The sequence below is a fragment of the Microbispora sp. NBRC 16548 genome, from assembly GCF_030268985.1.
Taxonomy (GTDB): Bacteria; Actinomycetota; Actinomycetes; order Streptosporangiales; family Streptosporangiaceae; genus Microbispora; species Microbispora catharanthi.
The window spans coordinates 97123-120777 of record NZ_BSSF01000001.1 but is presented as its reverse complement, the minus strand read 5'-3'; the positions used below and the strand labels follow the sequence as shown (position 1 = coordinate 120777).

The 23655-nt window shown below is 70.6% G+C and carries 17 protein-coding genes and 1 pseudogene; 8 read left to right on the top strand and 10 right to left on the bottom strand.

Annotation, left to right across the window (positions count from 1 at the left end; all coding sequences use genetic code 11):
- Positions 1-112: 112 nt before the first annotated feature.
- Entirely contained in the window at positions 113-829 is a 717-nt protein-coding gene (lexA, locus tag QSK36_RS00560; RefSeq protein ID WP_167538760.1) for a transcriptional repressor LexA, read from the top strand.
- A 93-nt stretch (positions 830-922) separates the two neighbouring features.
- On the opposite strand, the gene QSK36_RS00555 is transcribed toward lexA, so the two are convergent.
- From QSK36_RS00555 to leuS, 3 genes are all read right to left on the bottom strand, one after another.
- Positions 923-2605, bottom strand: coding sequence for a cellulase family glycosylhydrolase (locus QSK36_RS00555; RefSeq protein WP_225898882.1), 1683 nt, complete (start codon positions 2603-2605; stop codon positions 923-925).
- A gap of 215 nt (positions 2606-2820) precedes the next feature.
- On the bottom strand, positions 2821-5970 hold the full coding sequence (locus QSK36_RS00550) for a S41 family peptidase (protein ID WP_285780944.1): 3150 nt from the start codon (positions 5968-5970) through the stop codon (positions 2821-2823).
- 81 nt (positions 5971-6051) lie between these two features.
- Entirely contained in the window at positions 6052-8514 is a 2463-nt protein-coding gene (leuS, locus tag QSK36_RS00545) for a leucine--tRNA ligase (RefSeq protein WP_285780943.1), read from the bottom strand.
- Positions 8515-8954: 440 nt separating this feature from the next.
- Here leuS and QSK36_RS00540 point away from each other — a divergent pair, with 440 nt between their 5' ends.
- Positions 8955-10289 carry a hypothetical protein gene (locus tag QSK36_RS00540; RefSeq protein ID WP_285780942.1) on the top strand — a complete coding sequence of 445 codons (1335 nt, stop codon included), beginning with the start codon at positions 8955-8957 and terminating at the stop codon, positions 10287-10289.
- 67 nt (positions 10290-10356) lie between these two features.
- Here the strand turns inward: QSK36_RS00540 and QSK36_RS00535 are convergent, their stop codons facing one another.
- On the bottom strand, positions 10357-11022 hold the full coding sequence (locus tag QSK36_RS00535) for a hypothetical protein (protein WP_183544092.1): 666 nt from the start codon (positions 11020-11022) through the stop codon (positions 10357-10359).
- Between the two features lie 188 nt (positions 11023-11210).
- Between QSK36_RS00535 and QSK36_RS43405 the strand changes: the two are divergent.
- Together QSK36_RS43405 and QSK36_RS00530 are read left to right on the top strand one after the other, a co-directional pair.
- Positions 11211-11381 (top strand): annotated as a pseudogene (locus tag QSK36_RS43405) (helix-turn-helix domain-containing protein); the annotation flags it as partial.
- A gap of 159 nt (positions 11382-11540) precedes the next feature.
- The gene (locus QSK36_RS00530; RefSeq protein ID WP_225898955.1) at positions 11541-11972 is read left to right on the top strand and encodes a hypothetical protein; all 432 of its coding nucleotides are present in this window, start codon (positions 11541-11543) and stop codon (positions 11970-11972) included.
- 10 nt (positions 11973-11982) lie between these two features.
- On the opposite strand, the gene QSK36_RS00525 is transcribed toward QSK36_RS00530, so the two are convergent.
- Positions 11983-13257, bottom strand: coding sequence for a cytochrome P450 (locus QSK36_RS00525; RefSeq protein WP_285780941.1), 1275 nt, complete (start codon positions 13255-13257; stop codon positions 11983-11985).
- 102 nt (positions 13258-13359) lie between these two features.
- On the bottom strand, positions 13360-14349 hold the full coding sequence (locus tag QSK36_RS00520; protein ID WP_285780940.1) for a GlxA family transcriptional regulator: 990 nt from the start codon (positions 14347-14349) through the stop codon (positions 13360-13362).
- 98 nt (positions 14350-14447) lie between these two features.
- Here QSK36_RS00520 and QSK36_RS00515 point away from each other — a divergent pair, with 98 nt between their 5' ends.
- The gene (locus QSK36_RS00515; RefSeq protein ID WP_285780939.1) at positions 14448-14867 is read left to right on the top strand and encodes a hypothetical protein; all 420 of its coding nucleotides are present in this window, start codon (positions 14448-14450) and stop codon (positions 14865-14867) included.
- Between the two features lie 9 nt (positions 14868-14876).
- On the opposite strand, the gene QSK36_RS00510 is transcribed toward QSK36_RS00515, so the two are convergent.
- Positions 14877-16148 (bottom strand): cytochrome P450, encoded by a 1272-nt coding sequence (locus QSK36_RS00510; protein WP_183544100.1) that lies wholly within the window; start codon positions 16146-16148, stop codon positions 14877-14879.
- 148 nt (positions 16149-16296) lie between these two features.
- On the opposite strand from QSK36_RS00510, the gene QSK36_RS00505 reads away from it, so the two are divergent.
- A complete protein-coding gene (locus QSK36_RS00505; RefSeq protein WP_285780938.1) occupies positions 16297-17823 on the top strand; it encodes a long-chain-fatty-acid--CoA ligase in 1527 nt (508 codons plus the stop codon).
- A 6-nt stretch (positions 17824-17829) separates the two neighbouring features.
- Here the strand turns inward: QSK36_RS00505 and QSK36_RS00500 are convergent, their stop codons facing one another.
- The 3 genes from QSK36_RS00500 to QSK36_RS00490 all read right to left on the bottom strand — a co-directional run bounded on the left by QSK36_RS00500 (position 17830) and on the right by QSK36_RS00490 (position 21657).
- Positions 17830-19086 carry a class I SAM-dependent methyltransferase gene (locus QSK36_RS00500; RefSeq protein ID WP_285780937.1) on the bottom strand — a complete coding sequence of 419 codons (1257 nt, stop codon included), beginning with the start codon at positions 19084-19086 and terminating at the stop codon, positions 17830-17832.
- 25 nt (positions 19087-19111) lie between these two features.
- Positions 19112-20482, bottom strand: a complete 1371-nt coding sequence (locus QSK36_RS00495; protein ID WP_183544104.1) for an FAD-binding oxidoreductase — start codon at positions 20480-20482, stop codon at positions 19112-19114.
- 188 nt (positions 20483-20670) lie between these two features.
- On the bottom strand, positions 20671-21657 hold the full coding sequence (locus QSK36_RS00490; protein ID WP_285780936.1) for a 2-hydroxyacid dehydrogenase: 987 nt from the start codon (positions 21655-21657) through the stop codon (positions 20671-20673).
- Between the two features lie 75 nt (positions 21658-21732).
- Here QSK36_RS00490 and QSK36_RS00485 point away from each other — a divergent pair, with 75 nt between their 5' ends.
- Both QSK36_RS00485 and QSK36_RS00480 read left to right on the top strand, forming a co-directional pair.
- Positions 21733-22851 carry a CaiB/BaiF CoA transferase family protein gene (locus tag QSK36_RS00485; RefSeq protein ID WP_285780935.1) on the top strand — a complete coding sequence of 373 codons (1119 nt, stop codon included), beginning with the start codon at positions 21733-21735 and terminating at the stop codon, positions 22849-22851.
- Positions 22852-22996: 145 nt separating this feature from the next.
- Positions 22997-23644, top strand: a complete 648-nt coding sequence (locus QSK36_RS00480; RefSeq protein ID WP_285780934.1) for a nitroreductase family protein — start codon at positions 22997-22999, stop codon at positions 23642-23644.
- Positions 23645-23655: the final 11 nt, after the last annotated feature.

Here is a 23655-nt window from a genome sequence, read left to right as displayed (position 1 = left end):
ACGGACGGCGAGATCGGCGATTTCGCTGGATATCGAACAATTGTTTGACGGTGATCTTGAATCGCGGTACGGTCGCTCTGTGCGACATGAGGAACACGGATTGAGAGGTGGCATCGTGAGTGACCGAAGTGAGCAAGCGGATGGCGTCAGCGACCTCGCGGTTCGCAGGCGCGACTCGCTTGGCCTCACCCCCAGGCAGCGGAAGATCCTCGAGGTGATCCGCGACTCGGTCCAGCAGCGCGGCTATCCGCCCTCCATGCGGGAGATCGGGGAAGCGGTCCAGCTGACCAGCACCTCCAGCGTGTCGCACCAGCTCACGGCGCTCCAGCGTAAGGGCTACCTCCGGCGTGATCCGCATCGGCCCCGGGCCCTGGAGGTCCGGCTGCCGGGCGAGCCGGTGCTGTGGGTGGACCCGGACGCCACCTCCGAGGAGGAGGCCGGATTCAACCGGCCCACCGCAGCCTACGTGCCGCTGGTCGGCCGCATCGCGGCCGGTGGTCCCATCCTCGCCGAGCAGAGCATCGAGGACGTGTTCGCGCTGCCCAAGCAGCTCGTGGGCGAGGGCACGCTGTTCCTGCTCCAGGTCTCCGGCGACTCGATGATCGAGGCCGCCATCGCCGACGGCGACTGGGTCGTGGTGCGGCAGCAGCCGGTCGCCGACAACGGCGACATCGTGGCCGCCATGATCGACGGCGAGGCCACCGTGAAGACGTTCAAGCGCAAGGACGGGCACGTGTGGCTGGTGCCGCACAACCCCAACTACGAGCCGATCCCCGGTGACGAGGCCACCGTGCTCGGCAAGGTCACGGCCGTCCTGCGCAAGCTGTAGCAGCAGCGGCTCGCCGGTTCCGGACGCCGCACAGGGACAAGCCCGGCGCTCACGAGAGCGCCGGGCTTGTGCTGTGCCGTGTTCGGTCCGCCGTCAGGAGGCGGTGCAGCTCACCGGCGAAGGAACGCCGTTGGTGCCCGACCAGCTGCCGTTGAAGCCGAAGGTGGTCGAGGCCCCGGCACCCAGCGCGCCGTTGTAGGACAGGTTCGTCACCGTGACGTTCGACCCGCTCGCGCTGAGCGTGCCGTTCCAGAGCTGGCTGATGCTCTGGCCGTTCGGGAAGGCCCACTTCACGGTCCAGGCCGAGATGGCCGAGGAACCCGCCTTGACCGTGACCTCACCCTGGAAGCCGCCGGAGTACTGGTTGACGACCTTGTACGTGGCCGTGCAGGTCTTCCCGCCCGGCGACGAGGGAGACGCGGACGGAGACACCGACGGGGACGCCGACGGCGAGGCCGACGGAGAAGCCGACGGAGAAGCCGACGGAGAGGCCGACGGAGAGGCCGACGGCGACACGCTCGGCGAGGCCGAGGGCGACACCGGCGGCGTCGGGTTGCCGCCACCGGTCGGCGGGATCAGGTAGGGCGAGATGATGCTCTGCTTGGCCTGGTCGACCGTCGCCCAGTCGTCCTTCAGGATGCCGCCCGTGTCACCCGAGTTGGGGTTCCACGACCAGTAGGTGAACGACATGCCGTTCACCCCGCTGCCCATGTACTTCATGAGCTCCTGGAGCCAGATCTTGTCGATGTTGCTGGCGAGCGTGGTGCCGAACTCGCCCACCATGATCGGCGCGATGTTCTGCTTGTACAGGTAGCCGAAGTACTTGTCCCAGATGGCCGGCATGTTCGCCGGGTACGACGGGTCGTCGAACCACGCCTGGTGGTAGACCGACGTGGCGTACTCGTGGGGCGAGTAGACGAGCCGGTTGGCCACGTTCAGCCGCACCGGGTACTGGCCCGCCTTGGTGAGGTTGCCGCCCCACCAGCCGCAGTCCTCGTCGTTGCTGGTGTCGTTGTCCCAGACGTTGGACAGGCCGCCGCTCGGGCAGCTCACGCCCTCCACGAAGATCAGCCAGTTGGGCTGCACGGACAGGATGGCGTTGCCCGCGCGCTCGGCCGCCAGGCGCCAGTCGCGCGACTCGTCGCCGCAGCCCCAGCAGGAGCCGGTCGCGTTCGGGTTGGTGCCGTCGGCGTGCGGCTCGTTGTGCAGGTCGGCCCCGATGACGGTGGTGTTGCCGGCGTAGTGCTGGGCCAGCGACTTCCAGTCGCTGATCCAGGTGGACTCGGGGACGCCCGAGGTGTACCACAGCGCAGTCTGGCCCGCGCTGGTCGGCCGGTGCCGGTCGAGGATGATCCGCATGCCCTTCTGGCCCGCGTAGTCCACGACCTTGTCGAGGATCTGCAGCGGGGACAGGCCGATCAGGTCGGGGTTGGAGTAGGTGTTGACGCTCGTCGCCTGCGCGCCCGGCTTCAGGGCGTCGTCCGAGAACGGCACCCGGATGGTGTTGTAGCCGAGGCTCGCCATGAGGTCGAGCTGGCTCTTCCACGGGTTGTTCGCCCACAACCCGTGGAAGGTCTTGTTGTCGGTCTCCATGCCGAACCAGTTGATGCCGGTCAGCCGGACCGTGGCGCCGGTGCTGTCGACGATCTTGTTCCCGCTGGTGTGCAGGTAGCCGGTGCCCGTGCCGGCGGCGTTCGCCGGCGACCCGGTGACGACGAGAACGGTCGCCGCCATCGCGGCGGCCGTCGCCAGCCCGCCGAGAATTCGTCTGTACAAGACGTGCCTCCCACGCGGGGCGCACGCCGACGCCGAGCCATACGGTCAGGCGCGCACCCCAGACCACCGCCGGAGCGGTGGTGGTCGCGGCATGCCCTGACCGCACGCCTACATCGATATGACTAGTTTGTGGCTCGGGCGTAATTTTGTCCGGAAGGCCAGCCGATCGTCAACGTCCCGTCACGGCACGATGCCGACGAGCTTCGGCACCGGGATCACCGCAGCGGCGGCAACTCCGGCGGGGTGGCCGGATGCCTCTCCTGCAGCGCCGCCAGGGCCAGCTCCACCGCCCGCGCCAGCTGCGGATCCCGCCCGGCGACCAGGTCCTGCGGCGTCACGACGACCTCGACGTCCGGGTCGACGCCGTGGTTCTCGACGCCCCACCCCTCGCCTTCGAGCCAGAACGAGTACCGCGGCTGCGTGACGACGGTCCCGTCCACGAGCGAGTAGCGCGAGTCGATGCCGATCACGCCACCCCAGGTCCTCGTGCCCACGAGCGGTCCGATGCCGCGGTTCTTGATCCCGGCACTGACGATGTCCCCGTCCGACCCGGCGAACTCGTCGGTGACCGCCACGATCGGCCCGCGGGGGGAGTCCTCCGGGTATCGCGCCGGCTCGTACCCCCGGGCCAGCGACCACCCGGTCACCCGCCGCTGCAGCTTCTCCAGCACCAGCTCGGAGACATGCCCGCCGCCGTTGTCCCGGATGTCCACGATGAGCCCGTCGAAGTCCATCTCGGCACGCAGATCCCGGTGGAACTGCGCCCACCCGCTGGACATCATGTCGGGCACGTGCAGGTAGCCGAGCCGCCCGTCCGACGCCTCCCGCACGAACGCCCGCCGTCCCACCACCCAGTCGTGGTACCGCAGCCGCGTCTCGTCCGCGACGGGCGTGACGACGACCCGGCGGGTCTCGCCGCCGGAACCGGGCTGGACGGTCAGCTCCACAGGCCGCCCCGCCGTACCGGACAGCAGTGCCAGCGGCCCGCGGACCGGATCGACCGGGCGCCCGCTCACGGCGACGATCGCATCGCCCTCCCGGACGGCGACGCCGGGCGCGAGCAGCGGCGAGCGGGCCTCGTGGTCGGAGGACTCCCCGGGCAGGATGCGGCCGATCCGCCACACCCCGTTCCCGTCCCGGGCGAGGTCGGCGCCGAGCAGGCCCTGGCGGCGCCGGGGATCGCGGCCGGCACCGCTCGGCCGCGCGTACGCGTGGGAGGTGGCCAGCTCGCCCTGGACCTCCCAGAGCAGGTCGATCAGCTCGGAGTAGGCGCCGATCCGCTCCACGAGGAGTGCGTAGCGGTCGAGCGTGGCCGGCCAGTCCACGCCGTTCATGTCCGCTCGCCAGAAGTGGTCCCGCATGAGCCGCCCGGCCTCGTTGTAGGCCTGCCGCCACTCGGCGACCGGGTCGACGGTCACGGCCACGCGGTCCAGGTCGATCGTGACGACCTCGTCGTCCTCTCCGGTCGCGCGGGTCTGCAGGCCGTTGCCGCCGCTGGTCACCAGGCGCGTGCCGTCGCCGCTGACCTCGAAGGCCGCGAACTCCCTGCCCAGCTCGCTGACCTTGCGCTTGACCAGGTCATAGCGTTCGAGGACCGGCTCGCCGGGCTCGGTGCCGTCGCCGATCTCACCGGTGAGCGGATGGCGCAGCCACAGCAGGCCGCCCTTGGCGGCACGCAGGTTGGAGTAGGTGCCCGCGGGCACCGGTACGGGCACGATCCGCGCCGCCAGCCCGTCGGCATCCACCTCGGTCGCACGCGGAGGGTCGGGCTTGCCGTCGTCCGTGGCGTCCTCATCGGTGTCGTCCTCCCCGCCGAAGCCGCGGCCCGCCAGTGAGGGATCGAACGGCGAGGGCGTCGTGGCCTTGAGCGGCACCAGGTAGGGCCGGCAACTGGTCGGGAAGGACAGGTCGAAGACGTGACTGTCGTAGACCGGGTTGAACGTGCGGTCCGACAGGAAGGCCAGGTACTTACCGTCCATGGTGAACGACGGGCTGTAGTCGTTGAAGCGCGGCGGGGTGACCTCGATCGCGGTGCTGCCGTCCACGCGGGCCAGCTTGAGGTGGCAGCGCCAGGGCTGATAGGCATGCGCCCACGCGAGCCAGGCCGAGTCCGGCGAGAACGTCAGGTGATGCACGTCGCCGTGGGTGGTGCGGTCCACCTCGCGGATGTTCCCGGAGTCGAGATCGACCACCAGCAACCGCCCGTCGTGGGTGGCGACCGCGGCGTGTTTGCCGTCCGGCGCGGCGGCCAGGTCGAGCACCCGGCCGAGCCGGCCGGCGGCCAGCGTGCTGATCTCACCCCCGGGCGTGCCGATCTCCAGCCCGTCCTCGCCGGAGGCGTCCGACACCCAGACGGCCCGGCCGGCGTCGTCAAGAGGCCGCGGCAGCCGTACCCGGACGCCGGGCTCGCTGCGCAGCGCGCCGGCGGGGCCGTCGCGGTGGGGCAGCCAGTGGGCGGTGCCGCGGATCTCGACCACACTGGCCCGCCCGATGCGGTCCGGCGCGAAGCCGCCGACGTCGTTCGGCGCCGGGTGCTTGGCCCTGGCCGGGCGCGGCCCGCTCAGGGTGACGTCCAGCTTGTACGGCTCGGCGTCCAGGCTCTCCAGCAGCCACAGGTCGCCGCCGAGGCTGTAGACGACGCGGGAGCCGTCCGATGCGGCATGCCGCGCGTAGAAGCCGCGGTGCGTGGTGTGCTGCCGCAGGTCAGAGCCGTCGGGCAGGCAGGAGTAGAGGTTGCCGTCGCCGTCGGTGTCGGCGAGGAAGGCCAGGCGCTCCCCCACCCACATGACCGACCAGTGCTGCGCGGGGTTGTCGGCGAACAGGCGGGTGAACTCGCCGTCGCCCGTGGCGTCCACCCAGATCTTGGCCGCGGTGCCGCCCCGGTAACGCTTCCACTGCGACGGCTCGCGCCACACCGCCGAGACGGTCGCCACCCTGCGGCCGCTGACCGCGGCCTCGCCGACCCTGCCGTACGGCAGAGCCGTCGCCGGGCCGCCGTCCAGCGGAACCGCGTAGGCCCACTGCAGGGACCGTGAGCCGTGGCCCGCGGCGGTGACGGCCAGCACGTTCCCGTCCTCGGTCCAGCCGCGCACGCCCGTCATGCCGTTGCCCCAGTGCGTGAGCCGCTCGCCCTCGGCGCCGTCCAGATCGGCGGCGAACACCTCGGGATCACCCTCGCGGGTGCTCGTCCACGCGACGCGCGTGCCGTCGGAGGAGAACCGGGGGTGGGAGACCGGCACCCGGTCGGCCGTGAACCGCCACGCCCTGCCGCCGCTCGTGGGCGCCAGCCAGACGTCGTCATCCGCCACGAAGGCGAGGAGGTCACCGTTCAGGTGGGGGAATCTCAGGTACGCACCATTCGCCACACCCGCACCCTATGCCGGGTGGCGGCGGCTCCGCCGTACCGGACAGGTTCGTTCACGGTACGGCGGAGCCGGGGTCACCCGCTACGGGACGATGTTGACGAGCTTCGGCGCCCGCACGATCACCTTGCGCGGCTCGCCGTCCAGGTAGGGCCGGACCTTGTCCGACGCCAGGGCCAGGGCCTGCAGGTCCGCCTCGGAGATGTCCGGGGAGACCTCCAGCCGGTCGCGGACCTTGCCCGCCACCTGCACCACGGCCGTGACCGACTCCTGGACCAGCAGCGCCGGGTCCGCCTCGGGCCAGCCGGCCTTGGCGACCGACGGCGCGTGCCCGAGCCGCTCCCAGCCCTCCTCCGCGACGTACGGCGCGACCAGCGACAGCATGATCGCCAGGGTCTCCGCGGCCTCGCGGACGGCCGGGTCGGCCGCGCCGGGCCCGGTGTCGATCGCCCGGCGGGCGGCCGTGGTCAGCTCCATCATGCGGGCCACCGCGACGTTGAACCGGTAGCTCTCGACGAGCTTGGTCACCTCGTCGATGGTCCGGTGGGTGACCTTGCGCAGCTCGACGTCGCCACCGGAGAAGCCGATCCCCGGGGCGGACGCCGCACCGGCCTCGGTCATCACGCGGAACGCGCGGGCGAGGAACTTCTGCGACGCGGCCGGCGAGACGTCGGCCCAGTCGATGTCGTCCTCCGGCGGCCCGGCGAAGATCATCGTCAGCCGCACGGCGTCCACGCCGAACGCGTCGATCTGCTCGCCCAGGTCGACACCGTTGCCCAGCGACTTCGACATCGCCTTGCCCCGGTTGATCACCTGGCCCTGGTTGAGCAGGCGCAGGAACGGCTCGGTGAAGCCGACCAGGCCCATGTCGTGCAGGACCTTGGTGAAGAACCGCGAGTACAGCAGGTGGAGCACGGCGTGCTCGACGCCGCCGACGTACTGGTCGATCGGGCCCCACTTGCGGACCTTCTCGACGTCGAACGGCCCATCCTCGAAGTGCGGGTCGCAGTAACGCAGGAAGTACCACGACGAGTCGACGAACGTGTCCATCGTGTCGGTGTCCCGCTGGGCGGGTCCGCCACACTTGGGACACTCGACGTTGACCCATTCGGTGGCCGCGGCCAGCGGCGAGACGCCCTTCGGCTGCAGGGCCGCGCCGCGCAGGTCGGGCAGCGTGACCGGGAGCTGGTCGTCCGGCACCGGGACCTCGCCGCAGTCCACGCAGTGGATGATCGGGATCGGCGTGCCCCAGAACCGCTGCCGCGACAGCAGCCAGTCGCGCAGCCGGTAGTTCACCGCGGCCTTGCCGGTGCCGCGCTCCTCCAGGACCTCGACGATCTTCTGGATTCCCTCGGCCTTCGTCAGCCCGTCCAGCGGGCCGGAGTTGACCAGCGTGCCCTCGCCGGGGGTGGCGACGCCGGTCTCGCCCGGGTCGGCCAGGCCGGTGTGCACGACGACCTTGACCGGCAGGCCGAACTTGCGCGCGAAGTCGAGGTCGCGCTGGTCGTGCGCGGGCACCGCCATGATCGCGCCGTGGCCGTAGTCGGACAGCACGTAGTCGGCCGCCCACACCGGGATGCGCTCCCCGTTGACCGGGTTGATCGCGTACGTGCCCAGGAAGACGCCGGTCTTCTCCTTCTCCGTAGACAGCCGCTCGATGTCGGAGAGCTTGGCGACCTCGGCGCGGTAGGCGGCCAGCGCCTCCGCCTGCTCGGGGGCGACGATCTCCTCCGCCAGCGGGGCGTCGGCGGCCACGACGAAGAACGTCGCGCCGTAGAGCGTGTCGGGGCGCGTGGTGTAGACGGTGACCGGCTCGTCTCGGCCCTCGATGCGGAACTCGACGTCGGCTCCGGTGGAGCGGCCGATCCAGTTGCGCTGCATGGTGAGGATGCGGTCGGGCCAGCCGCCCTCGATCTGCGCCATGTCGTCGAGCAGCCGGTCGGCGTACTCAGTGATCTTGAAGTACCACTGCGTCAGCTCGCGGCGGATGACGTCGGCACCGCAGCGCTCGCACTTGCCCGCCACGACCTGCTCGTTGGCGAGCACGGTCTGGTCCTGCGGGCACCAGTTGACCAGGCCGCCCTTGCGGTAGGCCAGGCCCCGCTCGTAGAAGCGGGTGAACAGCCACTGGTTCCAGTGGAAGTACTCCGGGTCGCTGGTGTGCAGGCGCCGCGACCAGTCGAAGGAGATGGCGTACCGCTTGAACGAGTTCGCCTGGGTGTCGATGTTGGTGTACGTCCACTCGGCGGGGTGGGCGTTGCGCTTGATGGCCGCGTTCTCCGCGGGCAGGCCGAAGGAGTCCCACCCGATCGGGTGCAGGACGTTGTAGCCCTTCTGGAACCAGTAACGCGCGACGACGTCGCCGATCGCGAAGACCTCGCCATGGCCCATGTGGAGGTCGCCGGAGGGGTAGGGGAACATGTCGAGCATGTACTTGCGCGGCCTGGTGTCCGCGAGGTCCTCGACCGCCGCGAAGGGGTTCAGCTCCTCCCACCGCGGCAGCCACTTGGCCTGCAGCGCCTGCGGGTCGTACACCGGCTCGTCCACTTCCACTCCTCGCCAGGCGGCTGGAATCACTCAGATGAAGGCGCTCGCCGGGGGCAGGTCCCTGCGTCACGGTCCGAGGCAGCCACGGTCTCCGCGCTCTCACGCTCCGAGACGGCTGCCCGCACAACAGGGCGGCGGCACGCGTGTCAAGCGTAGCGCAGACCGCAACCGGGACGCGGATCGATCTTGCGGGCTGACCTCGCGTGTCAAAGTGCGATACACGATGGTGATAGTTCCGTTGTGGGCTCTTATGTCCATTCCCCTACTGTGCTGCCGTGGCCAACTCATTCCCGCCCGCGGATTTGCCGATGCAGGACCCGCCCACCGACCCCACGGGTGAGCAGTTCCGCGAGGCATTCCGCGGTTTCGCTGCGGCAGCCCCCGGCGCGCATGAGATCATGCCAGGCACCCCCAATTCGGGCATGATCTCGGGAGGTACCGTGCCCACGGACCGCAGCGAACACCAGCGGGAGCCGGCGTGGCCGGAGATCCCGCCGGCCTGGCCCGAGATGCCTCCGCCCTCGTCCTTCACCCCCACCGTCCGCTCCTTCGTGGAGGGGCCACCACAGCAGTCCGCGGACGCGACCGCGACCATGGCGGGCCCGCCTCCCGGCACGGCTCCGAGCCGGCCCGCCCCCGCCTTCGGCGGCTCCGGAAGCGCGGAGGGCTTCGGCGGCCCCGCGCCGGCGTACGGCACGCCGGGCCATGCGGGCCCCGGCCAGGACCAGCGTCGATACCAGGGGCAGAGCCAGGGGCAGGGGCAGGCCGGCCCGCACGGGGGCCCGTTCCCTGGCGGCCCGGACCGCTCCCGGCCCTCTTCTTCGCCGTTCACCCCTTCGGTCCGCTCGTACGCCGAGTCCGCCCCGCCCGCCTCCTCCGCGCCGCCCCCGCCCCCTCCCCAGCCGGAGGACCCGTACCGGCCGTTCGTGACGGCGGGACAGATCAGCGGGCCGAAGACGCCTCCCGCGCACCGGCAGCAGGAGCTGTGGAACACGGTGTTCGGGGAGAACTACCAGGCCATCGACGAGTACGAGGAGGACGAGTCCGGCCGGCCGGTCTGGCTGTACGCGCTGGTGGCCTCGGTCGTCGCCGCGCTCGTCGGGGTGCTCGTGTGGGCGTTCGCCGCCGGGCCGCTCAGCTCCGGCGACACGGCCGAGGCGGCGACGTCCGCGAAGCCCTCCTCCGTCAAGTCCGGCGCCACGGCCAAGCCCCAGGCGCAGACTTCGTCACGGCTGCCTGTCTACAAGGGCACTGCCTCCCCCGTGAGCGGCGTGCTCACCGACACCGCGGGCCGGATCACGCTGCCCAAGCTCGGCGGCCCCTGGCAGGCTGACGCCGACCCGGCTCAGATCAAGGCGACGTACGGCTTCACCAGCAGGCAGTACGTGCCGGCCGGCATGACCACGAAGGGCAAGCGCGAGTTCGCCCTGGTGATGTCGGGCCCGCTGGCGCAGTCGCTGGCCGTGAAGTACACCACGCCGGACAACCTGGGCCCGGTCGTCAGCGCCGTGATGTTCCGGGCGCGGCAGACCCAGTTCCCCAAGGACAACAAGGTCACCAAGGTCGCCCAGCAGCGCCTGGCGCGCAACAACCTCACCGGCCTGGCCGCCGTCTACAAGGTGACCGCGGACGGCGCGACCACCACGGTCGTGGTCGCGGCCGTGAACACCGGCGCCGACCTTCCCACGATCGTATACATGGCCGTGCCCCAGCTCAAGGACGAGCTGCTTCCCGACATCAACACGGTCTTCCGGTCGATCAAGCCCCTCCGCTGACCCTGGAACCGGCGATGCGACGCCGGTGCGCGGTGCGCGCACCGGCGCGGCGAATCCTTTCGAAGCCCTACAGGGCTGTCGCTTCCATGTACCCCCACCGCTGCGCGTTGGGCACGAACACGTAGACCCAGTGGCCCTGCGACCGGCGCTTGTCGCTGACGTGGACGTGCCACCCCGGCAGGACGTTGCCGATGACGAAGTTGGCCTCGTCGCGCAGGGTGGCGTTCCGAGTCACAAGTCTGCGCTGCTCGACGATTCGCGCCGGGGGCAGGGTGAAGCCGACGGGGCGCCATCCCGAGGGCGAGACGTTGCTCCGGCCCTCCTGGATCCTGTCCGGCACCGGCTGGCCCGCCGGATAGTCCTGCTGGGGAACCGATCGGCCGATGCAGTCGCGCCGGGTGAAGCCCCACCAGGGGAAGGCGTCGTGTGCACGTCCGGGGTCCGAGACGAGAGCCCATTCGCCATCGACGTTGTACCGCCAGATGAGGTGGCGCCCGGCGGGGATGGTGAAGGTCGTGTTCGCGACGACCCCGGGCTTGGGGTAGTTGAGATAGACCGTGCAGGTGCTGCCGGCGGCGTAGCGGACGAACAGCTTCGTTTGCGCCGCCGTCGCCGTGCGGGCGACAGCCTGCGCGTCGCTCCTGGTGCCCGCGGCGGCGTTTGCCGCGGGCAGGCAGAGCACCGCCGCCAGCGCGAGCGTCACCGGAGTCTGGACTGCGAGAGCAGGTCTCACGTGGAAGCCTTTCGTATGGCGTAACGGAATGCGGTTCATTAGCCGGTATCAACCGGACTGATGGGATTATGTACGTCACGATCAGCTGCGACAGGTATTTTTCACTGCTGAAATCGATGAAATCCAGAAAACGCACCCATCAGCGGAAACGTGGGGCGTGAAACCGGAAACAGCAGGGGTGAAAACACGTGACGGAGACGGCGGCCGACGAGGTCCGGCGGGCACGGGAGGCGGCGGGGATGACGCAGCGGGAGCTCGCGAAGGAGATCAGCCGACACGGGGTGCGAATGTCGACACCGACGCTGTCACGATGCGAAATGGGTCGGCGCGCGTTCAAAAAGGAGGAATTAGCCGTCATCCGTCGAGTCCTCGCACCGACCTCCGGCACGGCGCCAGCAGACGATCTCGCATTCGGGTCCGGCGCGGCGGAGCTCGGCGGGAATTCGGCGCCGCCGGAGCCCGGCACACCGCCCACACGGCTGGCCGGGATCGGGCGGCGCCCCGGCGGCGCGCAGCCGATGGGCGGTGAGGCCGCCTCCGCACCGGGCGTCACGGCGGAAACCGCAGGAGCCCTGGCGCCCGGTGGCGAGACAGGGCATCGGCACCCCACCGGCCTGCGAGTGCCGTGGACCGCCGTCGCCATCGGTGTCGGTGCGTCGGCGATCGCACTCGCGCTCGCGCTCCAGCTCCGCACCGTGGTGACGGGCGGGGACGCCGCGGCCTCCCCCTCCGTCTCCGACGGGGGCGCCGGCTGCGGCCGCTACGAGGTGGCCGCGCGGGACTTGTGGCTGCGCGACCGCTACGGGGAGCCGCTCGTGCAGCTCCCGCACGGTCTCGTCGTGACCGACGCGGGCGGGGGCGACGCCGCCGGCCGCTACCGCCACGTGTCCACGACGGACGGGAGGGGCGGCTGGGTCGACCCCGCCTACCTCAAGCCTCGTTGCGGATGATCCGACCGGTTCAGAACTCGCAGGTCATGTGCTTGATGCCGTTGATGAAGCTGGACAGCAGGCGCTCCGGCTCGCCCGCCTCGATCTGGGGGACCCGCCGCAGCAGCTCGCGGAACATCGCGGTGATCTCGCGGCGGGCCAGGTGGGCGCCGAGGCAGAAGTGGGGACCCGGGCCGCCGAAGCCGACGTGTGGGTTGGGGTCGCGCAGGATGTCGAAGCGCAGCGGGTCGTCGAACACCCGCTCGTCGCGGTTGGCCGCCCAGTAATACAGCAGGACCTTCTCGCCCTTGCGGTAGAGGTTGTCGTTCATCTCGTGGTCGCGGGTGAGCTTGCGGCGCATGAAGTTGACCGGCGCGGCCAGCCGGACGATCTCCTCGATCGCACGGGGCGCCCGGCCCTCGAAGTCCTCCAGCCACAGCCGCCGCTGCTCCGGGTTGACCGTGAGCAGGCGCATGCCGTGCGAGATGGCGTTGCGGGTGGTCTCGTTGCCGGCCACGACGAGCAGGATGAAGAACGAGCCGAGCTCCTGGGCCGTCAGCCGCTCCCCGTCGATGTTGGCGTTGACCAGGGACGAGGTCAGGTCGTCGGTGGGCGTCTCCATTCGCAGCGCGGCCAGGTCCTGGACGAGTTGCTGCAGCTCCATCCCCGCGGTGAGCAGCGCGTGGGCGATGTCCTCGCGCTCGCTCACGTACTCGGGGTCGGTGGCGCCGAGGACGATGTTCGAGCGGTCGAAGACGAACTGGTAGTCCTTCTCCGGGATGCCCATCATGTCGCAGATGATCTTCAAGGGCAGCCTGGCGGCCACCTCGGTGACGAAGTCGCAGCCGGGGCCGGTCTCCAGCAGCTCGTCCACGATGCGCGAGGCCGCGGCGTCCACGTCGGACTCGAACTGCTTGATCATCCTCGGCGTGAAGGCGCGCGACACGATCCGCCGCAGGCGCGCGTGCCGCGGGTCGTCCATGTTGATCATCGAGCCGAAGTATTCGGCGAACTCCGCCGGCAGGTCCGGGATGTTGGTGGCCCCGCCGTCGCCCGAGCAGAAGACCTCGGGATTGCGGCTCGCCTCGAGGATGTCGGCGTGCCGGACGAGCGCGTGGTAGCCCGGCCCGGTGACGCCGCCCAGGCTGAACTCGGGTTCCGGGAAGAAGGCCGGCTTGTCCAGGTCGCGCAGCAGCCGGAACGCGTGCTCCCGCTCCTCGTCCGGACGGCCCCAGAAGTCCCAGTCGTTCAGGTCGATGTCCGCCGCCGAGGTGATGGGCGCGCGCTCCGCGGGCTCCATGGTCATGGGCCGGCCCCTCCGAGGTGACTAGAACCACATTCGGTTGTCAGTCTGCCACATCCGCCGGTTCAGCCACAGTGGGTCAAGCGGGCATGCTCGCGCCGGTCGTCACTTGTCGTTGACGAACGAGGACGGCAACGCGGTCGCCTGCGTCGAGCGGTAGCGCGAGGGCGGGATGCCGTACAGGTCGACGAACGCCTGACGGAGGGCCTCGGCCGTCCCGAACCCGCAGCGGGCCGCGACGGCGGCCATCGGCAGCGACGTGGAGGCGAGCAGGTGGGCTGCGGCCTCGGCGCGGGCCCGGCGCACGAACCGGCCCGGCGTCTGGCCCGTGTGCTTGAGGAACAGCCGGGTCAGGTGGCGCTCGCTCACGCCCGCGCCGGCCGCCAGGGCGGCGGTGGACAGGTCGGCGTCCGGATGGCCGGTGACATGGTCGACGATGCGCTTGACCAGGCCGTCCCCGGGCGGCGGGCCCTCGGTGAACATACTCATCTGCGCCTGGTTGCCCGGTCGTTGCAGGTAGGTCACCAGGTTGCGGGCCACCTGCCTAGCGAGGGCCGGGCCGTGGTCCTCCTCGACGAAGGCGAGGGTGACGTCCAGTGCGCTGGTGACGCCGGCTGCGGTGGTGACGTTGCCGTCGCGGATGAAGATCGGGCGGGCGTCGACGGCGATCTCCGGGTGGCGGGCGGCGAGCGTGTGCGCGAACTGCCAGTGCGTGGTGGCGCGCCGCCCGTCGAGCAGGCCGGCGGCGGCCAGCACCGCGGCGCCCGTGCACACCGACGCGACGCGGCGGCTCTCCCGCGCCAGCCGCCGGACGTGCCCGACGATGACCCGGTTGGCCGCCGCCTCCTCGTGCCCGATTCCCCCAGAGACGAGAAGCGTGTCCAGCGGCCCCGTGACGCGTTCGAGCGCCTGCTGCCCCTGCAGCGTCAACCCGCTGCCGCAGGTGACCGGCAGGCCCGACGGGGTGGCCAGGCACACGTCGTAGCACGGGGACGCGCCGTAAGCGTTCGCCATGATCAGGCTCGACGTCACACACGCGATGTCCACGAGCTCGGCCGCGTGATATCCGACCACGACCATGCGCCGTTGGGTCATGAGACGACTGTAGGCCGGACGGACGGAGAGCCCAAGATTTCGGACCCGTCCCCGTCTCCCTCCTTGGCGCGTCTGCGGGCCGCCCGGACAGTTGGGCCATGACTCACACCACGCCTGAAAGGCACACCGGTCAGCGCCCCGCCACGCGGCGATGGGGCCGTTTCGCCCTGCACTACCTCGAGATGGTGGTCGCGATGTTCGCGGGGATGTTCGCGCTCGGCCTGCTGTGGTCCGCGCTGGGAATCGAGCCCTCGTACGCCCGCGACCCCGAGCTCGCCTATCTGCTGATGGCGTTCGACATGTCGGCCGGCATGGCCGTCTGGATGCGCGTGCGCGGCCACGCCTGGGCTCCGATCCTGGAGATGTGCGGCGCGATGTTCGCCCCGGTCGTGCCGTTGTTCCCGCTCCTGTGGCTGGGCCTGATCGACGGCATGGGCCTGATGGTCGCGGCCCACGTCGCGATGTTCCCGCTGATGCTGGCGGCAATGCTGCGGCGCCGCGACGAGTACGCCCACTGAGGCCGACGCTCAGAAGCGGTAGCTCATGTGCTTGACGCCGTTGATGAAGTTGGACAGCAGGTAGGACGGCTCGCCCACGGAGCGGATGGCGGGCATGCGGTCGAACAGTTCCCGGAACATCACGGTGATCTCCCGGCGGGCGAGGTGGGCGCCCAGGCAGTAGTGGGGGCCGTGGCCGCCGAAGCCGACATGGGGGTTGGGACTGCGGGTGATGTCGAAGACGTCGGGATCGCGGAAGACCGCCTCGTCCCGGTTCGCCGAGTTGTAGAACAGCAGGACCTTGTCGCCCGCGTGGTAGTCGTGGCCGTTCATGGTGTGGTCACGTGTCACGGTGCGCCGGAACTGGATGACGGGGCTGGAGTAGCGGACGATCTCCTCCACGGCGCCCGCGATGCGCCCGTCGAAGTCCTCCAGCAGCAGCGCGCGCTGGCCGGGATGGTCGGTGAGCAGTTTGAGCCCGTGGGCGATGGCGTTGCGGGTCGTCTCGCTGCCCGCGACGACCAGCAGGATGAAGAACGAGCCGAGTTCCTGGGCGGTCAGGCGTTCCTCGCCGTTCACGAGCTTGCTCGTGAGGTCGTCGGTGGGCCGCCGGCGGCGCTCCCCGGCCAGGCGACGGGCCAGCGCGTTCAGGTCGTGCCCGGCCCGCAGCAGCGCCGCCAGGCCGCGGGCCGTGGTCCAGCGGCCGAAGGAGGCGTCCGGCCGGGACGGGTCGACGGTGACGCCCGAATACTCGGAGTCGGCGTTGGCCAGGATCGTGTTCGTACGGCGCAGCACCCGGTCGTGATGTCCGGCCGGGATGCCCATCATGTCGCAGATCACCCGTACGGGTAATCGGGCGGCGATCTGGGTGACGAAGTCGCCCGGCCCCTCCCGCACGGCCCCGTCGACGATCTCCCGGGCGGCCCGGCCCAGATCCTCCTCCATCTTGGCCAGGATGCGCGGAGTGAACGCCCGCGAGACGATTCGCCGCAGCCGGGCGTGCCGGGGGTCATCCATGTTGATCATGGAGCCGAAGTAGACGGCCAGCCAGCGCGGCATGTCGGGGATGCTGTTGGCCGTCGGCTCGCTGCTGAAGACGGCGGGGTCGCGGCTCGCCTCGGTCACGTCGGCGTGCCGTACGAGCGCGTAGTAGCCCGGGCCGTGACCGATGAAGGGGATCTTGTTCTCGCGGAAGAAGACGGGCCGGCCGAGCGCGCGCAGGCGGCGGAACGCCTCGTGCCGCTCGGCCTGGGGCAGTCCCCAGAACGGGATGTGGGACAGGTCGACAGCCGTGTCCTCCATGCCGCCCACTCTTGTGCGGGGGCACGGCATCGTCAAGGGTCGAGAACACCCTTGTAACCGGACCCTCAAAATCCACTCCCCGAGCCGTTACGCTGAGGTACCTACCGGTTGGTATGGACCGAGGGTCCGATAGAAGAGGGAGCGGCAGATGCTCAACCTGGCCGTCGTGCTGGAAGACAGCGCACGGGAGAAGCCCGACGCCACCGCGGTCGTCTTCGGCGACATGCGCCTGCCGTACTCGCTCGTGAACACCATCGCCAACCAGGTCGCCAACCTGCTGGTCTCACGCGGCGTCGGCAGGGGCGACAAGGTGGCGCTGGCCTGCCCCAACCTGCCGTACTTCCCGTTCGTCTACTACGGGATCCTCAAGGCGGGCGCGACCGTCGTCCCGCTGAACGTGCTGCTGCAGGCCAGGGAGATCGCCTACCACCTGGACGACTCCGACGCCAAGGCCTTCTTCTGCTTCGAGGGCTCGCCGGAGCTGCCGCTGGGCCAGCGGGGCCGGGCCGGCTTCGCCGACGCCGAGCGCGCCGAGCACTTCTTCGTGCTGCCGGCCACGCCGTTCGCCACCGAGTCCGAGCTCGGCGAGACGCTGTGGGCGGCCCTCGACGGGGTGTCCGGCGAGTTCGAGACCGTGCAGACCTCCGCCGACGACACGGCGGTGATCCTCTACACCAGCGGCACCACCGGCCAGCCTAAGGGCGCCGAGCTCACCCACCAGAACATGGTCATGAACGCCATCGCCAGCGACGAGATGTTCCCCCGGCAGACGGAGAACACCTACCTCGTCGCGCTGCCGCTGTTCCACTCCTTCGGGCAGACGGTGCTGATGAACGCCGGGTTCCGGCGCAGCGGCGCGCTCGTGCTGCTGCCGCGCTTCGAGCCGGCCGAGGCCCTCACGCTGATGAAGCGCGAGCAGGTCACGCTGTTCGCGGGAGTGCCGACCATGTACTGGGCCATGCTCACCGCCGTGCACGCCGGGACGGCCGAGGTGCCGTCCTCACTGGTCACGGCGGTCTCCGGCGGCTCGGCGCTGCCGGTCGAGGTGCTCAAGGACTTCAGCGCGACGTTCGGCGTGGACATCCTGGAGGGCTACGGCCTGTCCGAGACCTCGCCCGTGGCCTCGTTCAACCAGCCGGGCAGGCCCGCGAAGGCCGGCTCGATCGGCACCCCGATCTGGGGCGTGGAGATGAAGCTGGTCGACGCCGACTGGAACACGGCCGACGACATCGGCGAGATCGCCGTCCGCGGCCACAACATCATGAAGGGCTACTACAACCGGCCCGAGGCGACGGCGCAGGTCATGAAGGACGGCTGGTTCCGCACCGGCGACGTGGCCCGGCGCGACGAGGACGGCTACTACTTCATCGTCGACCGGGCCAAGGACATGATCATCCGGGGCGGCTTCAACGTGTACCCCCGGGAGATCGAGGAGGTCCTCATGACCCACCCCGCGGTCTCGCTCGCCGCGGTCGTCGGGGTGCCCCACGACTCCCACGGCGAGGAGGTCAAGGCGTACGTCATCCGCAAGCCCGGCGCCACGACCACCGAGGAGGAACTGGTGGCGTGGTGCCGGGAGACGATGGCGGCCTACAAGTACCCGCGGATCGTGGAGTTCCGCGAGTCCCTGCCGATGACCGCCACCGGCAAGATCCTCAAGCGCGAGCTGCGGTAGAAAGCTTTACGGCCAGTCGAGGGACGGGCGCAGCGCGACGTGCGACTGTCCCTCGTCGAGCCTGACGCCGAGCACCTGGTGCAGCTGCACCTTGTTGCGCTCGAACCCCACGACGCAGCCGGCCATGTAGAGCCGCCAGACCCGGGCGGTGCCCTGGCCGACCTCCTCGACCGCGTCGTCCCAGTTGGCGTCGAGGTTCTTGCACCACTCGCGCAGCGTCAGCGCGTAGTGCTCGCGCAGGTTCTCCTCGTGGCGGACCTCGAAGCCGGTGTCCTCCATCTGGCGGACCAGGTAGCCCACCGACTCCAGCTCGCCGTCCGGGAAGACGTAGCGGTTGATGAAGCCGCCCTTGTTGAGGGTCTTCTCGGTGCTGGTCGGGCGGGTGATGCAGTGGTTGAGCAGGCGCCCGCCCGGCTTGAGCTTGCCGTACAGGAAGGAGAAGTACGACGGCAGGTTGTCCTTGCCGATGTGCTCGGTGAGGCCGATCGAGCTCACCCGGTCGAAACCGGTCTCCGCGACGTCGCGGTAGTCCATGTAGCGGACCTCGGCGAGCTCCGACAGCCCGGCCTCCGCGATGGCCTTCTGCGCCCACTCGGCCTGCTGGCGCGACAGCGTGACGCCGAGGCCCTTCACGCCGTACTCCTTGGCCGCGTGCATGACCATGCCGCCCCAGCCGCAGCCGACGTCGAGCAGCCGCATGCCGGGCCTGAGGTCGAGCTTCTTGGCGACCAGGTCGAACTTCGTGTACTGCGCCTCCTCCAGCGTCGCGTCCGGCCGCGGGAAGACCGCGCAGGTGTACGCCATGGAGGGGCCGAGCACCCACTCGTAGAAGCGGTTGGAGACGTCGTAGTGGTGGTGGATCACTTCGGCGTCGCGCTGCTTGGCGTGCCGGCTGCCCAGCTTCGCCAGCGTGCTCTGCCGCGCCTCCTGCGGCGGCGGCGGCACGCGCATCAGCAGCGGCTTGATCCCGAGCGAGCGGACCGCGGCGACCTTCTCGCTGAGCGGCAGGTCGTTGAGCGTCAGCGACCACATCCGGTCGAGCAGGGTGTACATGTCCCCGTGCACGTCGATGTGCCCGGAGATGTACGCGCGGGCGAGCCCGAGCTCTCCCGGCGCCTGCGCGAGGTAGGCCACCGCCACCGGCGACTTCACCTCGATGCGGACGTCCGCTCCCGAGGACCCGGCCTTGCTGCCGTCGTAGGCGACGAACTCGACGCCCGCGTCAGGACCGACGATCTTTTCGAAGATCTCCGCAAGAGTCATTGCACCTCTCCCGACGTAACGACGCCTACCGGCCTCTGACGCACTTGTCATAGAGGTCCAGCAGCCGGCCGCCCGGGTCGTAGGCGCGCTTGACCGGCCAGTAGGCGTCTCCGTTGTAAAGCCGCCAGAACTCCTCACGCTCATAGAAAGAGGTGGAGTACAGCGACTTGTGGCCGTCGAGCGAGTGCACCGCCTGCTCGATCAGCCGGTTGTAGTACCCGTCGTACTGTCCGCGCGGCAGCGGAACCATGCCCCAGAAGCCGAAGTTCACGTACAGGCGGCCGGGCTCCAGCGGGTAGAGCGCCCACTGGCCGGTCGCCTTGAGCGGGCACATCCACACCGGGGTCATGCCGACCTTGTCGTGGAAGACCTCCAGGAACTCGGCGCCGCGCTCGATCGGCACCTCGACGTCCTGGATGACCGACTCGTGCACGGGGTTGTTCCGCCAGCGGTCGATCCGGGCGGTCACGCCGTACCTCTGGTCGAGGCCGACGAGCTTGCGATAGACGTCCGACCGCAGGTAGCGGCGCGGGAGGAGCGAGCGGACCAGCGGCTGCTGAACGCCGAACGCGCGCGAGCACCAGAACCAGTCGGTGTCCCAGCGCCACAGGTAGTCGCGCACGGTCAGCCAGTCGCGGACGCGGCTGCGGATCGACTGGTAGTAGATCCGCATGCCCGTGTAGTCGGACGTGTAGGGCGCCCGCTCGGAGAACGAGCCGACGGTGATGTACAGCTCGTCGGGACCGAAGAACGTGCCGTCGACGAAGTCCACCTGCTCGCCGTCGTGCTCGCGGCTCTCGCAGATCTCCTGCATGGCGAGCATGCACTTGTCGGCGTCGCTGAAGCGGATGTGCGTCAGCTTGACGTACGGCTTCACCCGGGCCAGCTTGATGCGGATCCGCAGCGCGTAACCGAGCGTGCCGTAGGAGTTGGGGAACGCGTGGAACAGGTCCGCGTGCTCGTTGTCGGCCCGGGCCACCACGATCCGCCCCTCGCCGGTGAGGATCTCCAGTTCCTCGACCGACTCGTGCGGCAGGCCGTCCTTGAAGCTCGTCGACTCGATGCCGAGACCCGTGACCGCGCCGCCCAGCGTGATCGTCTTGAGCTGCGGCACGACGTACGGCATGAGCCCGTACGGCAGCGTGGCGTCCACCAGGTTCTCGTACGTCGTCATGCCCTGGACCTCGGCCGTCATGGTCACCGGGTCCACGTGGATGACCTGGTCCAGATCGCGGGCGGACAGCGTGGCCGTCTTGGCCGGCGCGCGGAAGCGGAACAGGTTCGTCGTCGCCTTCGCCAGCCGGGGAGCGGAGTCCTCGGGAATGGCCGCGTAGGAGTCCCTGATCTGCTCGACGGCCTTCTGATGGGCGGTCATACTGGCCGTGCGCTCTGGCATGACACCACCCCCATGGATCGTTGAGATCGCCTCTTGGCACGCTATCCCCGGAGGGGAACGCAGACCAGAGTAGACACGTTACGCGCGCGAAAACTATCTGGAATTCCCGCGGCGCCCCGTCGGCGTAGATCGTATCCTGCCCTTTTTCATCGCCTCCGCCGCCCCTGCCGTAACTGAGGAAACCGTCATCACCTGGGCTGACGCCGGCGGACGAGCGGATCGGCGCCGTTGACCACGTTGACGACGGGACGGCCCTCTGTCGCGGCGGTGAGGTTGTCCAGCACGCACCGGATCAGCCGGGTCGTCGCCTCGGGCGTGACCCCGGCCGCGTGCGGCGACAGCAGGACCCCCGGGCAGGAGCGCAGCGGGTCGTCCGGCGCCGGGGGCTCGCTGTCGTACACGTCCAGCGCCGCGCCGGCGAGGTGGCCGGACTCCAATGCGGCCTGCAGCGCCGCCTGGTCGACCACCCCGCCCCGGGCCGCGTTGACCAGCACCGACCCCTTGGGCATGCGGGCGATCCTCTCCGCGCCGATCAGCCCGCGGGTCTCCGGCGCGAGCGGCACGGCCAGGACGAGCACGTCGCTTCCCGCCACCAGCGCGTCGAGGTCCAGGTAGGCCGCGCCGTACGACTCGGGCTTGGGCGTGCGCGACCAGTAGGAGACCCGGCAGCCGAGCGCGCCGAACAGGCGGGCGCAGGCCGCGCCGATCGGCCCGAAGCCGATCACTCCCACGCGGCATCCGGCGAGCTCGCGGCGCTGGTAGGCGAACTGCGGCCACTCCCCCGCCCGCATGTCCCTGTCGCCGTCCGCGAGGTGGCGCAGCAGCGCCAGCGCGGCGGCCAGGCACCATTCGGCCACCGCGTCGGCGTTCACCCCCGCGGTGTTGGCGAGGGGCACCCCGGCGCGGGCCAGCGCCTCCAGGTCGTGCCCGTCCACGCCGACCGACGGCTGCTGCACGAACGCCAGGCGCGGCGCCAGCCGTACGGCCTCCGTGTCGAGGGCCAGGGCCCCGCTCCAGTCGCCGACGACGATCTCGGCCTCGGGCAGCGCGTCCAACATCGCCGCGCGGTCGCGGCGGGCGGGGACGCGCACCTCGACGCGGCCGTCGAGGTCGGCGAAAAGGCCGCGCACCGCGTCCTCAGGAAGCGGCGGCAGCGCGAGAACATTCCACGTCACGGGCGCAGTCTCGCACGCCTACAGAAACATGTTCTACTTAGCGCCTGAAGTGATGCCGCTCTGAGGAGGGTTCGGATGGAGGAGTCGCGGGGACCGCTCGGGGGGATCCGGGTGCTGGAGCTGGCCGGTCTCGCGCCCGGGCCGTTCGCCGGGATGATGCTCGCCGACCACGGCGCCGAGGTGCTGCGGATCGACCGGGTGAAGGCCGTGAGCGACACCCCGCGCCGCGACGTGATGGACCGCGGCAAGCGCACGATCGGCCTCGACCTGAAGTCGCCCGAGGGCGTCGCCGCCTTCAAGCGGCTCGCCGAGCGGGCCGACGTGGTGATCGAGGTGTTCCGGCCCGGGGTCGCGGAACGGCTCGGCATCGGGCCCGCCGACCTCCACGCGGTGAACGAGCGGCTGGTCTACGGCCGCATGACCGGCTGGGGCCAGGACGGCCCGCTCGCCTCCGCGGCCGGGCACGACATCGACTACATCGCGATCGCCGGGGTGCTGTCGATGCTGGGCCGCGAGGGCGGCAAGCCCACCCCGCCGATCAACATCCTCGGCGACTTCGCCGGCGGCGGGCTCATGCTGGCGTACGGCGTGCTGCTGGCCCTGCTGGAGCGCGAGCGCACCGGACGCGGCCGGGTGGTGGACGCCGCGATGGTGGACGGCGCGGCGCTGCTGTTCTCGATGTTCTACGGCGGGGTGCACTCCGGCCACTGGGGCCCGCGCGGCACCAACCTCCTCGACACCGGCGCCCCCATGTACGACACGTACGAGACGGCCGACGGCGGCTATCTCGCCGTGGGCGCGCTCGAGCCGCAGTTCTGGGCGGAGATGCTCGCCCGGATGGGCATCGGCGACATGCCCGACCGCGACGACCGGGCGAACTGGCCGGCCGTCAGGGAGCGGCTGACCGAGGCGTTCCGGTCGCGCACCCGGGCCGAGTGGGAGGCGGTCTTCGAGGGCTCCGACGCCTGCGTCTCCCCCGTGCTCGACCCGCGCGAGGCCGTCCGGCATCCGCACAACCAGGCGCGTGGCACGTTCGTGGAGGTCGGCGGGCTGCCGCAGGCCGCGCCCGCGCCCCGGCTGGCCGGGGCGCCGCGCGGCGACCTGTCCCCGGCCACCCGGCTGCACGACCTGAGCGCCTGGGGCCTGCCCGGAGACGAGGCGAAGGCCCTGCGCGCCGCCGGCGTGCTGGCCTGACCCTGCCGGCCCTGACCGCGTCGCCCTGACCGCGTCGCCCTGACCACGTCGCTCTGACCACGTCGCTCTGACCGTGCCGGCCTGGCCTCCGCTCCCCTGACCCCCGCTTGCCCTTCCCCCGTGACGATCGAGGAGTCCCCCGCACATGGACCTTTTCGAGGCCCTCTACACGACCCGCGCCATGCGGCGGGTCAAGCCCGACCCGATCCCGGCGGAGGTCCAGGAACGCATCCTGGACGCCGCCGTCCGCGCCCCCAGTGCCGGCAACATCCAGGGCTGGCGGTTCCTGCTCGTGGACGACCCCGAGGTGAAGTCCCAGCTGGGGCCGCTGTACCGGGACGCGCTCGGCAGGCTGTTCGAGGGGCACTACAAGCCGATGCGCGAGCAGGCCGAGGCGACCGGCGACACCCGCACGCTCAGTGTGCTGCGGTCGGCCCAGCACCTGGCCGACCACTTCGAGACCTATCCCCTGCTGATGTTCGCGTTCACCCGCAACGACCCGAGCGGCGGTTCCATCTACCCCTCGGTGTGGAGCGCCCAGCTGGCCGCCCGCGCCTTCGGCGTGGGCAGCGCGCTGACGTCCGTGCTGGGGCTGTTCCACGGCGCGGAGACGATGCGGATCCTCGGCGTGCCCGAGGACAAGGGCTGGCAGGTGGCGTGCATGGTCACCTTCGGCTACCCGACCGGCCGGTGGGGGGTGGCCCCGCGCCTCCCCGCCCACGAGGTCGCCTACCGCAACCAGTGGGGCGAACCGGTCGGCTTCGAGATTCCCGAACCCCTCTGGGCGCCCTGAGTCGATCACGC